13 protein-coding genes and 2 pseudogenes are annotated in these 14,032 nt (G+C 57.7%); 3 read left to right on the top strand and 12 right to left on the bottom strand.

The window, feature by feature from the left end:
- The 9 genes from Q8K08_RS00820 to Q8K08_RS00780 all read right to left on the bottom strand — a co-directional run.
- On the bottom strand, positions 1–354 hold a 354-nt coding region (locus Q8K08_RS00820; RefSeq protein WP_305248887.1), incomplete at its 3' end, for a PfkB family carbohydrate kinase.
- 10 nt (positions 355–364) lie between these two features.
- A complete protein-coding gene (locus Q8K08_RS00815; protein WP_305248886.1) occupies positions 365–1,240 on the bottom strand; it encodes a TIM barrel protein in 876 nt (291 codons plus the stop codon).
- A gap of 120 nt (positions 1,241–1,360) precedes the next feature.
- Positions 1,361–2,395 (bottom strand): Gfo/Idh/MocA family protein, encoded by a 1,035-nt coding sequence (locus tag Q8K08_RS00810; protein ID WP_305248885.1) that lies wholly within the window; start codon positions 2,393–2,395, stop codon positions 1,361–1,363.
- A 14-nt stretch (positions 2,396–2,409) separates the two neighbouring features.
- Entirely contained in the window at positions 2,410–3,351 is a 942-nt protein-coding gene (locus tag Q8K08_RS00805) for a sugar phosphate isomerase/epimerase (protein ID WP_305248884.1), read from the bottom strand.
- Between the two features lie 70 nt (positions 3,352–3,421).
- Positions 3,422–4,594: a Gfo/Idh/MocA family protein gene (locus Q8K08_RS00800; RefSeq protein ID WP_304797354.1), complete on the bottom strand. Its 1,173-nt coding sequence runs from the start codon at positions 4,592–4,594 to the stop codon at positions 3,422–3,424.
- Between the two features lie 10 nt (positions 4,595–4,604).
- Complete coding sequence (locus tag Q8K08_RS00795; RefSeq protein ID WP_304797352.1) at positions 4,605–5,501, bottom strand: sugar phosphate isomerase/epimerase family protein; 897 nt, start codon at positions 5,499–5,501, stop codon at positions 4,605–4,607.
- Positions 5,502–5,632: 131 nt separating this feature from the next.
- Positions 5,633–6,409 (bottom strand): ATP-binding cassette domain-containing protein, encoded by a 777-nt coding sequence (locus tag Q8K08_RS00790; protein WP_304797350.1) that lies wholly within the window; start codon positions 6,407–6,409, stop codon positions 5,633–5,635.
- A 7-nt stretch (positions 6,410–6,416) separates the two neighbouring features.
- Entirely contained in the window at positions 6,417–7,415 is a 999-nt protein-coding gene (locus Q8K08_RS00785) for an ABC transporter permease (RefSeq protein WP_304797348.1), read from the bottom strand.
- A gap of 100 nt (positions 7,416–7,515) precedes the next feature.
- Complete coding sequence (locus Q8K08_RS00780; protein WP_305248883.1) at positions 7,516–8,460, bottom strand: substrate-binding domain-containing protein; 945 nt, start codon at positions 8,458–8,460, stop codon at positions 7,516–7,518.
- Between the two features lie 339 nt (positions 8,461–8,799).
- Between Q8K08_RS00780 and Q8K08_RS00775 the strand changes: the two genes are divergently transcribed.
- From Q8K08_RS00775 to Q8K08_RS00765, 3 genes and pseudogenes are all read left to right on the top strand, one after another.
- Positions 8,800–9,828: a LacI family DNA-binding transcriptional regulator gene (locus Q8K08_RS00775; protein ID WP_305248882.1), complete on the top strand. Its 1,029-nt coding sequence runs from the start codon at positions 8,800–8,802 to the stop codon at positions 9,826–9,828.
- Positions 9,829–9,949: 121 nt separating this feature from the next.
- Positions 9,950–10,152, top strand: a pseudogene (locus Q8K08_RS21885) (IS110 family transposase); the annotation flags it as partial.
- A gap of 122 nt (positions 10,153–10,274) precedes the next feature.
- The gene (locus Q8K08_RS00765) at positions 10,275–11,069 is read left to right on the top strand and encodes a carboxylesterase (RefSeq protein ID WP_304801513.1); all 795 of its coding nucleotides are present in this window, start codon (positions 10,275–10,277) and stop codon (positions 11,067–11,069) included.
- 847 nt (positions 11,070–11,916) lie between these two features.
- Here Q8K08_RS00765 and iolB read toward each other — a convergent pair.
- From iolB to Q8K08_RS00750, 3 genes and pseudogenes are all read right to left on the bottom strand, one after another.
- Entirely contained in the window at positions 11,917–12,711 is a 795-nt protein-coding gene (gene iolB, locus Q8K08_RS00760) for a 5-deoxy-glucuronate isomerase (RefSeq protein WP_305248881.1), read from the bottom strand.
- Positions 12,712–12,818: 107 nt separating this feature from the next.
- Positions 12,819–13,718 carry a myo-inosose-2 dehydratase gene (gene iolE / locus Q8K08_RS00755; protein WP_305248880.1) on the bottom strand — a complete coding sequence of 300 codons (900 nt, stop codon included), beginning with the start codon at positions 13,716–13,718 and terminating at the stop codon, positions 12,819–12,821.
- Positions 13,719–13,773: 55 nt separating this feature from the next.
- A pseudogene (locus Q8K08_RS00750) lies at positions 13,774–14,032 on the bottom strand (3D-(3,5/4)-trihydroxycyclohexane-1,2-dione acylhydrolase (decyclizing)); the annotation flags it as partial.

The raw sequence follows: 14,032 nt of genomic DNA, 5'->3' as shown, positions 1-14,032 counted from the left end.
CAGCGCCATGTCTGCGCAATTCTCGCGGTAGAAGATTAGTGGAAACTGTTCGGAATCGCGGATCCCCAGAATGACCAGCGCCGTCAGGCGATCCGGGTCGGTCGCCACCCCGCGCACATCAACGCCCTCGCGCTGCAACTGCTCGCGGATGAAGCGGCCCATATGCTCATTGCCCACCCGTGTAATCAGCCCCGACCGCAATCCCAGCCGTGCCGTGCCGCAGGCGATGTTGGTCGGACTGCCGCCAATATACTTGCGAAAGCTGCCCATGTCTTCCAGCCGCCCGCCGACCTGTGCCCCGTAAAGATCGACGCCCGCACGGCCGATGGTGATGACGTCCAATGTTTTGGTCATGAGCATATCCTTAAAATCCGGTCTGGCGCAGAAACGCGCGGCTAGCGGCCAAGTCGGCCAGAGCGCCACCCGCTTTGCGGGGATCGCGTTCTTGTTCGATGGTAATGTAACCGGCATAGCCAAGGTCGGTCAGCAGGCTGCGGATTGCGGGATAGTCGATCATACCGCGCCCGATGGGGCACATCACCCCTACGGCGCAGGCGTCAAAAAATCGGATGCGCTCCCCTAGGACTCGATTGAAGACTGCGGCGTCTATGTCTTTGAAATGGATGTAGTCCAAGCGATGCGCAAAGCGCCGAAGGGTTGCAACCGGGTCCATGCCAGCATAGGCCAAATGCCCAGTATCCAGGCAAAGGCCCGCCACATCGTGGCTGATATCGTCGGCTAGGCGATCAAGCTCATCCTCAAATTCGACATAGCCCCCGGCATGCGGGTGGATTGTAGCGCGTACGCCGTAAGTTCCCTGCGCAAGTTCGGCAATCGCGCGGATATTACCCACCATGGTATTCCAGTCATCCGAAGAAAGCCGGGGCGCTCGAGCGGAATGTCCTGCGGCGTAGTCACGTTCATCGTGTCCCCAATCCATTACCGTCAGATAGGGAGCCGGGTATCGTTGGCTGTCATGCCGTTCAGGCGGCGGCAGTGCGGTTATGAAGGCGCAGATCTCATGCGTTTGGCGCAGCAACTCTGTACGGTTGTCAGGAGAGACTAGGTCATCAAAAATTGTGCCGGCGACGATGGACAAGCCACGTTGCTGCAACGCTGCACCAACTCGGCTGATATCCAACGGCATATAGCCATAAGGACCAAGCTCCAGACCGCCAAATCCGGCAAGGGCCGCTTCGTCCAACACCTTTTCCCAGGCGGGCAAATGCGGGTTCTTCACATTATCTACGCCCCAACAACAGGGCGCGCAGGATATTGTGATGCGGGGATCAGGAAGCGGCATAGGACAACTCGGGCATAGATGGCTGGGGCAGCTGGGAAAGGTGACTATGGGGGAGGGCTAACCTGAAGCAATCCTTACGCTACGCCCTTCAGTGGCGCTGATCCGGGCGGCGTCCAGCACCTGCAATGCAGCGATGGCTTCTTCGGCGGTCACGGGGGGAGGCGAGCCGGTGCGCACCGCTTTAGAAAAAGCTTCGTAATAAGCGTGATAGCAGCCTTGTTCAGAAGGAACCGATACTTCGCCCTGAGACGTATGCAGCACGCCCCAAGACGCTTCGGGCTCGAAACCCCAGCTTGCCATCTGGTCGAGAGGACGCCGGCCGGCTACCACAGCTTGGGCTTGAACATCGGTGGAGCGGGAGACGTAGGCCCCCGCAGCGCCGTAGGCGCGCAACTCGCGCGTGGAGACATGGTTCAGCTTGCTAGCTGACAAATGCGAATGAACGCCGCTTTCGTGCCGCAATGATATCGTGAAACCGGCATCCGTCTGACCTGCCGCTAGCGTCACGGTATCAAACTGTGCATCCACGCTGACTACTGGTCCCAAAAGCCAGAGCGTTTGGTCAACCAAATGGCTGCCCAGATCGCGAAGCAAACCGCCGGTGGGACCTGCCTCGAGTGATGCGGGCTGATCCAAGTCCATGCGCGAATGCAATCGCCAAATCTTGCCAAGCCGCCCCTCTTCCAGCACACGGCGCAAAGTGAGAACGTCGGCATCCCAGCGGCGGTTGTGATATACACCCAAAATAATGCCCCGGTCTCGCGCTGCCTGCGCCAATTCGAAGGCGGACCCAGCATCTTCCGCGAACGGTTTGTCGGCAATGACATGAACCCCTGCGGCGACGGCCTCCTTCACGAGATCGCGCCGCGTTTGCGGCGGAGTAGTGATCGTTACGGCATCAATCCCGCCGGCTGCAAGCATTGCTGTCAGGCTGGGGAAGACCGGTGTGCTGGGAAGATCCTGGTGCACCTTGGCAATGGTATCAGGCGCTCGTGCAACCACGCCCACAAGATCGACCGTACTGGCGGCAAGGATGAACGGCACATGAAAGTGCCGTCCGCCTGTTCCGTATCCTACTACGCCAATGCGCATCTTACCTCGCATCTCTAGCGCGAAATCGTCGCTTGTAGCGCGTCGATCGACGATCGAATGCCTGCATCGGTGGACATGGTGAAATCCTCCATCTCTAGCGACACCCAACCATTGTAACCAACCATGCGAACGACCGAGAAAAACTCTTTCCACCATTGCAGGTCATGCCCCGCACCGACGGCCACATAGTTCCACGATCGGTTGGCGACGTCAGTGACATCTTTCAGTTCAAGCAGGCCATTCACTTCCGCCAGCCCGCGCTCAATGCGGGTGTCCTTGCCGTGGCAGTGGTGGATGGCCGAACCCAACGCACGGGCAGAGGCAATCGGACAAGCCCCCTTCCAAAACAGGTGGGACGGGTCAAGGTTCATGCCGACCATAGGGCCCACCTCGTCACGAAGGCGGAACAAGGTTTCCGGGTTCCAAACCAGCATGGCCGAAAAGTTTTCCAGTGCAAACCGCTTGATACCAGCCTGCGTCCCAAAGGCCACCAGTTCGCTCCACAGTGGAAAGGCCCGGTCTTCCCACTGATAGCGGTCACGTTCCGGCATCTCATCGGGCCAAGATTTGGTGTAGACTAGCCAGTTCGGCACACTGTCGCCAGGGGCCGCTTCGGGCAGACCCGACATGGTGACGATGGTTTCAACCCCAATTTCACCAGCCAGCGTGATGGTTTCCTTCATTTCTTTCAAATGGCGCGTTCCCATCGCGCCCGGGTCAAGCGGGTTGGCTGAGCAGTTCAAGGCCGCAATCTCCAACCCGCGGGCCTTGATCTCGGCAAGCTTCTGTTTCAAAAGACCCTTGTCCTGCAGCAATTCATCGGCGCGGAAGTGCGGTCCTTTAGACCAACCGCCACCCGTCATCTCGATGCCTTCGACACCGAGCTTTACGCATTTGTCCAGCATGTCGGTGAAGGAGAGGTTCCCCATCACGTCGGTGCAGATCGAGAGTTTCATCGGTTCATCTTTCCTGAGCTAAGAGTTTGACGGTGCGCCACCGGGGAGGACGGCGACGCACCGGGCGGCATTACTGAAAATCAACCCAAGCCGACCCTGCGTCAGCCGAGCGGACACAGTTTTCCAGCCAGCGCACGCCTTCGGTCCCGGCCTTGATTCCCGGATAATGATGAGCTTGCAGGAAGGCCTCATCACCACGACGGGTGGCGTCTATGGCTTGGGCAATCCAGAGGTAAATGTTCGCCCAGCTGTCCCCCAACCCTTCTGTATGCAGACCGCCCATGCGATCCACGGCAAGGCTTTCGGGTTCAAGATAAGGCATACCATGATGGATGATCTGGTTCGGCTCGCCTTGAATGTCATAGAGGAGCTGATCGGGGTGGCTGTCGGACCATTCGATCGACGCCTTTGCCCCGACAAAGCGATAGCGCTGCGACCCCATGTTTCCAGCGTTGACCGACGACACCCAAAGCCGTCCGCGTGCACCATTGTTATAGTGCATTAGGACCGTAGCATGGTCTTCGAGTGGGGCACGCGTCGGTATGAACGCCTTGCGGTCGCACAGCAGCTTTTCGATTTTCAAGTGCGGCAGAACAACTTCGGACAGATAGTAAAGATGGGTGCCGATATCGCCCAGAACGAAGGTTGGACCTGCCGTCAGGGGATTGGTGCGCCATTTCAGAGCGTCGCCTGCATTGGTGTCATCGCCCGCGTTGAAACCGTGGGTGTATTGCATGTCGACGATACGAATGTCGCCCAACATGCCTTTGGCCACCATCGCCGCCATCTGATGTACAAGCGGGTGGCCGGTGAAACCATAGGTGACACCAACGATAAGCCCCTTTGCGGCCGCGAGTGCGGCGACTTCGTCACATTCGGCCACGGTGAAGAACAGCGGCTTTTCGCAGATCACATGCAGACCAGCCTCAAGACAGGCCTTAGTGATTTCGTAGTGAGTGAAGTTCGGCGTCGCGATGGAAACCACCTCCACCCCATCCGCACGACCAATCTCGCCTGCGATCAGCGCCCTGTAGTCGTCGTAGCAACGATCAGCAGACACACCTAGATTGACCCCGAAATCCCGGCCGCGGGCAGCATCAAGATCGAAGGCACCGCAGACAAGTTGATAGGTGCCGTCACGCAAGGCACCCGTGCGGTGTTTATAACCGACTTGCCCGGTACGACCGCCGCCGACCATGCCCCAGCGCAGGGGACGTTGAATGGTTCTTTCGCCGTTGATCATGGCGTGATCCTCACTTCCAAAATTTATCGATGTAGCGTTTGGTTTCTGCCAGCATAAAGCGGGCGCTTTCGTCGGCGCGGTCTTCCCAGGCAAAGACGCAGTTGGACAGCACTCCATCGAATTTCATTTCGGCTAGGGTGCCGAAGAACAAATCCCAATCGATCTCGCCCTGGCCGAAATCTGTGTGCTGGTGCACCCGCACTTTCGAGCCTGGCGGATTGACGATGTAGCGTAGCTGCGAGGATTTGGTGTGGTCGTAGGTATCGGCCAGCCGCACATGGTCCAGAAAACCTTCTGTAGCCCGCAAATTCGCAACCATGTCTGGGCCGTAAAAGAACGTGTGAGGTGCAATGAAAGAAGCGCGGACCATCGGAGAGTTGATGGTCTTGATGATGTCAATGGCGGGGGCTATTTCCTCGAGCCAGTCTTCGGGATGGGCCTCGAGCGAAAGCTTGATTCCTTCACGTTCCAGTATCGGCACCAGAATATCCATCGCCCGGAAGAATTGGTTTTCGCAGGATTCAGGTCGGTGCAGGCCGGAGCGGTCGTTCAGGCTCCGATCTGGGCTGCCGCCGCGACCGAACTCCGACACGAACATCGGACATTCCAGTTCGACCGCAATTTCAATAGCGCGTTTCCAGTTTTCAATCGCCACATCCCATTCATCAGCATATGGACTGGCCCAACGATACATCGGCTGAATCGATGCAAGCCCAATACTATGATCCTTAAGGGATTTCTTGAAGCTTCGTATCCGATCTGGATACATCTTCGGGCGCGTCCACCACGCCAAAAAGTCTGGGCGCGGTGACATCTCTACATAGTCATAGCCCAGATCGGCCACTTTGCGGATGGTTTCATCAAGCGAAAGGTGACGGATCATGTGCGGGTCAAGCGTGTGTTTCATCGAAGCACTCCGAAATCGGGGATGTGGCTGGAAAACCCGCAGACATTTGTCGCTGGAGTTCCGCTATCTTGGGTGGGTGTTGCCGACCGTGCGGACGACTACGGCACGGTGGTGGCCATCATTTGTTGTCTTTAGTTTTCAACTTCGGCTTCCAGTTTTGCCAATGCCTCACCACCTGCCATCAGGTCGGTGATCTCCTCGCGTGTCCTTTCACCTCGGTAGAAGTTGGCGGCGACGGACCCATGGATAAGCACGGCATACTGATCGCCCACCGCCATTGCATGCGTGACCTGGTGTGTGATGAAGATTACGGAAATCCCACGTTTCTTTGCCTCAAGAACAATTCGCAAGACATGGCTGGCCTGTTTGACGCCAAGGGCAGCAGTCGGTTCATCCAGGATCAGCACCCGCGCGCCCAGATGGACGGCGCGGGCAATGGCTAGTGATTGGCGTTCCCCGCCTGAGAGACCACCAATCAATCGATCACCGTCGTCGATCCGGGTGATGCCAAAGTCCTGAATGGCCTTGATTGCAACTGCGTTTGCTTTTTTGCGATCAATGACTTTGAACGGTCCCCAGCCCTTGGTGGGCTCAACGCCCACGAAGAACGATCGTCCGATGGACATCAGCGGGAAAGTTCCGCCAAACTGATGGACTGTTGCAATGCCAATCTCTTGAGCCTGTTTTGGATTGTCGAAGACAACCGGCTTGCCTTCGAACCTAACTACGCCCGAGGTCGGTTTGTGAACACCCGCGAGCGTCTTGATTAGCGTGGACTTGCCCGCGCCATTATCACCAAGTAGGCAAAGGACTTCACCAGGCATGACTTTCAGACTGATGTTATGTAAAACGTGGATCGGGCCAAAGGACTTGTCGACATTCTCAAGTTCAAGAATTGGGGTGCTCATGGCTGCCTCACTTCTTTTTCGGGCTGTACGACAGCGCCATTTTACGGAAAGTATTGTTCATTAGTACGGCCAGCAGCAGCATCACACCGATGATCAGGCTGGACCAGTTTCTGTCGAAGTCGGTAAAGTATATACCTTGGTTCACGATGGCGAAGGTGATCGTGCCAAAGAAGATGCCTATGATCGACCCAAAACCCCCAGTCAGCAGAACGCCACCCACGACGACCGAGATGATGGCGTTAAAGATGAACGACATACCCGACGAAACCTGGGCAGAGTTGAACAGGATCGCCTGGCATACGCCGACAAACGAGGCCGAGGTCGCTGAAAGGACAAACAGGATTATGGTCAGACGTTCGGTCGGTATACCCGCATTGCGCGCCGACACCTTGTCGCCGCCCATGGCGAAAATCCAGTTTCCGACGGGTTTGAAATGGATGACAAACACATAGACCGCCGTCAGCGCAAGCCACCACAGGATGATCACCTGAAACTGGTTCGCGATGAATGTGCCGAACATGGCCTTGGCCCAGGCTGGAGAAGTCAGCGGGATCGAGGTTGTGTTGGTCAGCATTACAGACAGGCCCAGTACCAGGCCCTGCACCGCAAACAGGCTGCCCAAGGTCACGATTAGGGACGGAACGGCAGTGCGAACCACTATAAACCCGTTTAGCAGCCCCACTAGAACCCCAAAGCCAAGCGCTGCGAGGATCCCGACAGCGATCGGCAAGCCAAAATAACCCGACAGAATGGCCACAGTCATAGATCCAGCCGGAACCATCGCCCCAATAGAGATGTCAAGTTCGCCCGAGATCATCAGCAGCCCTATAGGGATGGCGACAATGCCAAGATTGGCAGCGACATTCAACCAACTGGCGACTCCTGCGGTTTTGAGGAACGATAAGCCGCCAAAGACCACGAAGAAGGCCAGAACGGCGACCAAGCCGATGAAGGCACCCGCCTCGGGACGGCGGAGAAGTGAGCCGAATGAAAATTGGCCTGACATGATATCCCCCGAAAATAAGCAATTGTTTGAGTGTGAGCAGCACCAGCACTGCCGCAATGCCAACCCCTCGCGGCGCGTCTTGTCGCGAGGGGCGAATAAATCAGCGTGCGCCGGCCGAAACGCCCGCCAGAACGGCATCAATGTTCGAAGCATCAACGATACCCGGTCCGGTTAGCACCGGACGGGTCGGCAGGTCGGTCCCAAAATCGATGGCGGAGGCCAAGAGCGTGACCGCCAGCAACGATTGAAGATAGGGCTGCTGATCGATTGCGAACAACTGGGTGCCACCTTTGATCCGCTCCAGACCGGCGCCGTTCAGGTCGAACGAACCCAGCTTCACGGATTCGATCTTGCTGGCCTGCATCACGCCAATTGCGGCGGAGTCCGCGTCTCCAGCCGAGATTGTAATCAACCCGTCGATCGTTCCGTCTTTCAAAAGCGTAGCCTTGATCGCCTCTGCCACTGCAGTCGGATCGCCAAAACTTGTCGCAGGCAGCGGTAGCTGTTCGCCCTTGCCACCGGCGGTGGTGATACCGTCAATCACGCCCTTGCAGCGCGCTTCAAGGTTGGCAGCCCCTGGAACGGTATTGACGCAAAGAATTTTCGTCTGGCCATTCTTAGCGAAATACTCTCCGCCCGCAACACCGGCGGCGTATTCATCAGAGCCGACATAGTTGATGGCGCCCAACTCGGTAGCTTTGTCCGCACCACCTGCATTCATCAAGATCACGGTGATCCCGGCTTCGATCGCAAGTTTGATCGCTGGATCTTCGGCTTCCGGCACCCAGTTTGGAATAACCAAGCCGTCAACACCCTGACTAATGGCCGTCTGGATCAGTTGCACAACGTCAGGGGCAAAGTTGTCATAGGTTTGCAGCCGAAGATAGTTGACCGAACCACCATTGGCTTCAACCACAAGGCGCGCGTCATCGATGCCTTTCTTGATGATATTCCAGAAGGCGTCGTCATTTTTGCCGCCGACGACGGCAATATCCGCGGCAAAGCCGATAGATGCGGAAACCGCGATCATCGCAGTCGTCGCCATAGATTTCGCAAGAATGCGCTTCAACATGTGTCAGTTCCTCCCTCACCACCTTTGCGGTGGCGTTCCAAGCCTCGTCATCCCCGAACTTTTTGGGCATTGCAGAGTGGTTAAAACCACCTCAGCAACAGTTCAGGCATCGCCTGAATCATTGCACAACCAGAACAGAAATCCTCCCTAGCTTGCGGAGCGACTCGAAGTTCGAAGTCGTTAGCAAGCGATGTATCAATAAATGACTCATTGACGCATATTGGATCAAGCTCATACAGTGATACTTATACCTTTCGTGTCATTTGTATCATAAACAGCCTAACTGTGATACGATTTATATCAGGATCAAGCATGCACCGCCCAACAGTCAAAGACCTTGCGGAGGCCGCAAATGTTTCTGTTGCGACAGTCAACCGAGTGTTGGCCGGGACGGCATCGGTGCGCGAGGCTACCCGCAAGAGGATCGAAATCGCTGCGTCACAGATCGGCTTTTATGGTCTAGGCAGCATACAGGCACGAAACACGGCGGCGCGGCCAAAGCTGAAGTTTGGCATACTCCTGCTTCAACCCCACCGGCACTTTTATCAGGCTGTTGCAACGGCCCTGCACGATGCTGCCGCGCGGTTCACATCTGCAGAAATCTCACTCGAGGTTGAGTTCCTTGAAGACCTCTCCCCGCAGAACACAGCCCAAAAAGCCATCGCGCTTGCGCAACGCTGCGACGCCATTGCCCTGACATCTGCCGTTCACCCTTTGGTCATACAAGCGGTTGAAACCATTCAAGCTTCCAACAAACCCGTTTTCGCACTGATCTCGCAGCTTTCAGCGACAGGGCAAGTCCACTACATCGGATTGGACAACTGGAAGGTCGGTCGCACCTCAGCGTGGGCTATGTCGAAAATCTGTAAGCGCGCGGGCAAAGTCGGCATTCTTTTGGGCAACCACCGCTATCGCAATCAAGAGATGAATGAAGCAGGCTTCCGGTCATACTTTCGCGAACATGCTCCTGATTTTGCCTTGCTGGAACCGATTCAGACTTTTGAAGCCGGTTCGGTGGCCGAAGAAATGACCGAGCGCTTGCTACACGACCACCCGGACCTTGTGGGCCTTTACGTATCAGGCGGGGGAATCAGCGGGGTTCTCGCTGCACTCTCTGATCCTTCTCGCCCGCCCGATCTTGTCGTCGTTGGCTACGACTTGATGGCCCAAACAAAGGCAGGCTTGCTGGACGGGCGCCTGACCTTCGTCATTTCTCATCCTCTGGCCGAACTGGCAGAAAAGGCGATTTCATCAATGGTCCGTTCCGTCGCAGCGCCCAGCGAAACCACGGTATTTACAAGCATTGTCCCATTCGAGATCTACACGAGCGAGAATGTATAGTGTCTAGACCGTCAAGACCCCTGCGCCGTAGGGTCCGGACTTCGGTAACGGGACCGACCCAGTAAAGCGGTTTTGCGCATGCTAGCTAGCGAAGAGCGCTTTCTAACTCCGTAGCGCTTTGATGACGGGCCAAGTCAAGTTCCGCAAGAAACTGACACGCTTGCAATTTCGGCAGCTCATAGCAGATCACGCGCCAGCGGTTGTAGTCATGAAGGCTTATGGCAGCGCCAGCTACTGGGCCAGGGAGTTATCCCAGTCGGCCATTCGGTGAAGCTTATCGCACCGGAGTACGTACGCCCATTTGTGAAGCGACAGAAAAACGACATGGCGGCCCATCTCGTCATTCAACTCCAACTGGGGTAAAGATGAGGCGCAAACCCTCCGCTACGCAACCATGCTAAACTGTTCCATGGGCTCTGACGTCAGACACAAACAAGGAGACTTTCATGAAGCATCCAGCGACGCCCCCGGCAATCGCGGCCCTGATCGCACGCGGGCAGCAGGTGGTTACGATTGCCGGGGCAGAGCCGGTCTATATACCGGGCAGAGAAGATGCCTTTCTTGTCCTGCATGGCTGGTGCTCGTCGGCAGAAAGTGTCCGCTTTCTGACGGCAGGGCTTGCCGCCAAGGGTTATTCCGTTCTGGCACCGACTCTGCCAGGGCACGGAACGAACCCGGTTGATATGATGCAGTATGGACCGTTCGACTGGGTGACTGCCGGTCTGGAGGCCTTCAACTGCCTGCGCGATACGCATCGGTCGGTGCATGTCGTCGGCACGTCGATGGGCGGTGCGCTGGCGCTGTTGGTTGCTGCCCTTGCCACCCAGCAGGTGGCCAGTGTAACGACTGTGAATGGAGCGGTTCTGTTGCACAGGCCCGAGATCGCGATCGACATCCTGACCGGTGCACCGGGTGATTTCCTACCTGGCTGGTCGGAGATGCTGATGATGGGGCCAAATGTGCCTGAAATCACTTACAGGACCCGCACGCGCAAGAGCGGAGCCGACCTGATGACTATGCTCACCCTCGCACGCGAGGCCTTGCCCCGTGTGGTGTCACCACTCCAAGTGTTGCACTCGGTTCACGACGAGATCGTTCCTAAAGCAAGCGCCGAGGAAATTCTCGCCCGCGTCGGATCGAGGCGCAAGTCGCTCGTCTGGCTGGAGAAATCGTATCATGCGGCCCAGCTCGACCTTGATCGGGGTCGCATTGTCGAGTTAGCATCTGCCATGGCGGATTAGAAGGGAACAAAGCGGCGGTCGGTCTTATAAGAGAGCACCGCAGGGCGTGATTGCTAAAGTCGTCCGGCAAGGAGATGAGCCCGACCGTCACTTCGGACAAGATTACGGGTCTGCCGCTGTACGCCGAAGGTGTTGATTCTTTGGAATTCGAGACTCCACCAGACCGCCGGCAGTCGGCGCCAAAGCTGACATCCCCGTGGTACTCTGGGGCGTTTCTGAGGAAGAACTGAAAAGAAGGCAGCCGCGCGGGCAATGCCTTGTTCCAAATAATTGGAAACTGCGGATATCAGGGACGTTTCGTACATTGGCAGCACCTGCTGACAGTCGAGCGCAGAGTTGAAAGGCAGGCAGCCGCTCGCTTATGCTCGTCCAGTCCGGAACACTGAAGGAAGGCCTACTGCCCTTCGCAACAATAAGGCCCATCGCCATTCGATCCACCATTATCCTACGCGATCATAGGGCAGATCCCTTGCAAGCCTGGATCGACTACGCGATGGGCAAGGACATGGTTTTCATACTGCGCTTTCCCAGTTCAATCCTTTTGGATATTTATGCCCTCAGAAACGCCAACTAAGAACCATGAAGCAACAGCCAAGCTCAAGATCAGATCAACCGATTGAAGACCCTAAAATGGACGATCTACGGCAAAATTGGGCCGGTGTTGCTCAGGGCACGAATGCTAACGCTCCGCTACATAGATTTAGGATAACCCGACTATTCAGCGCCCGTTCGACCATAGCGGTGCGAATTCTGGCGGCTTTAGCGATCACATCACAGCTGGATTCTTGGCATTTCCATCTCCGCACCGACGAAACTGTCAGGCCAGATTCTTAAACAAGCCTAGCGATTAAAACAAATGCCCGACCTCTGGGGCCGGAATGAAGCGCCATTTGCGCAAGGGCCCGGCCATGACGTTCAGGTAGTAAAGCTCGAACCCGTGCGGTGCGCCGCAGGGGTGGTGGCCGCGCGGGACCAGCACCACATCGCCGTCTTTCACCGCCATCACCTCATCCAGCGTGCCGTCATCGGTGTAAACCCGCTGCACCGCCCAGCCGTCGGCGGGGTTCAGGCGGTGGTAATAGGTTTCCTCCAGATAGGTGATGCGGGGAAAATCATCCTCGTCATGGCGGTGGCTCGGATAGCTTGACCAGTTGCCTGCGGGGGTGAACACCTCGGTCACCAGCAGGCTGTCGGCGTAATCCTCGGCCTCCATCGCGATGTTGTTGATCCAGCGGGTGTTGGGGCCCGTCCCGCGCTGCGTCAGGGTAATGCCGTCAGGCCCGATGCGGCGCGCCGCGTGACCCGACTGGCCGGGGGCCGAACAGAGGGCGATGGTGCAGTCCGTGGTCGCCACCGCCTGCCAGTCCTGCCCGTTTGGCACATAAAGGCAATGCGGCGGGGTTTTCTCGAACACGTTCATGCGCTCGCCCAAGATGCCCCAATCCTGCCCGGCGGCGGTCACGGCGGCCTTGCCCTCGACCATCACCAGAATCACCTCCCGCGTGCCGGTCGCCTCTGCCGCAGTTTCCCCTGCCCGAAGGCGGTAAAGCGAAAAGCCGACGTAACGCCAACCCGCCGATTGCGGGGTGATCTCATGCACCTTGCCGTGGGTGCCAAAGGGTTTGCGCTGCAAGGAGCTCATCGACCATTCCTTCATCTGTTCTCAAATATCCCGGGGTTGCCGGATGGTGCGCCACTGGTTCGAGAACCAGCCGGCGACGGGCAGAGCCCCGGTCCGAGCCGCAGGGATCAGACCAACCCGACCTCGCGCGCAAGCCGCTTCAGCGTGGCCAAGCCAAGGGTCTGATACAACAACGGGTTGCGGATCTTCGGGTCCTGCTCGGCTTCGATCACGATCCAGCCGTCATACCCGGCCCCCTTCAATATCTCGAGCAAGGGCGCAAAGTCGATCTCGCCCTCCTGATCGCCCGGAACGGTGAAGGCACCCGCCAGCACGCCCTGCAAAAAGCTCATTCCCTCGACGCGAACGCGGTCGCAGACCGGGCGGCGGATGTTTTTCGCGTGGAAATGGGCCACCCTCCCGAAGTGACGCCCCAGCACCTCCACCGGATCGCCGCCGCCAAAGGTGCAGTGGCCTGCGTCGAACAACAGATGCGTGTGGGGGCCGGTCGCCGCCATGAGGGCATCGATCTCATCCGGGCTTTCCACCACAGTCCCCATGTGGTGATGATAGGCGAGCGTGATGCCTTCCCCGGCCAGATAAGCGGCAAACTCCTCCAGCTTGGCCCCGAAATCGGCCATCTCGGCGGGTGTCAGTCTGGGGCGGGCGTTGACTGGCACATCGGGGTTGCCATGCACGGTATTGGAACATTCGCATACGATGCAGACGCGGCAGCCATTGTGCTTGAGCTTGGCCAGATGGCCCTGCACCGCCTTGATCTCGTCCTCGACGGACTGCACCAGTAGGTTGGTGGAATACCAGCCCGAAACAAAGACCAACCCATGGTCGGCTAACAGGGTGCGCAAGGCCTCGGGGTCATCCTGCGGCCAGCGATGGCCGTTCTCGATCCCGTCAAAGCCGATCTGGCGGCCGGCCTCGTCCAGAATCCGGGCGGTCGGAATATCCGCGCCGATGCTCTGGTCGTCGTCATTGGCCCAGGCAATGGGATTGGTGCCGAAGCGGATCATGGTGGCCTCTTTCTCTGTTCTGATGCGATCTGAGCGGGGTCACCCGCTTGTGTCTTCAGTTCACCAGCCGCGCCCGTGCGGCGTTTGTGATGTAGGTCTCGTAAGCAGCGCGGAGGCGCTCGGGTGCATTGGCATCGCTGTCCACCTGCGGCACGGCGACGTCCCACCAGTGCCCTGCCCCGTCCAGACCGTCTCCGGGACCCGGGGCTGCGGTGGTGTCGATCACGATGACGGTCGGCTTGCGCTTGCCGCGCGCGGTCTGCAAGGCGGACTGCAAATCGGCGAGGTTCTTTGCCTTGACCGCATGCGCACCC

The organism is Pseudotabrizicola sp. (genome assembly GCF_030684215.1).
GTDB lineage: Bacteria > Pseudomonadota > Alphaproteobacteria > Rhodobacterales > Rhodobacteraceae > Pseudotabrizicola.
The sequence above is the reverse complement of the archived record's forward strand: the minus strand, read 5'-3'. Positions and strand labels throughout refer to the sequence as shown.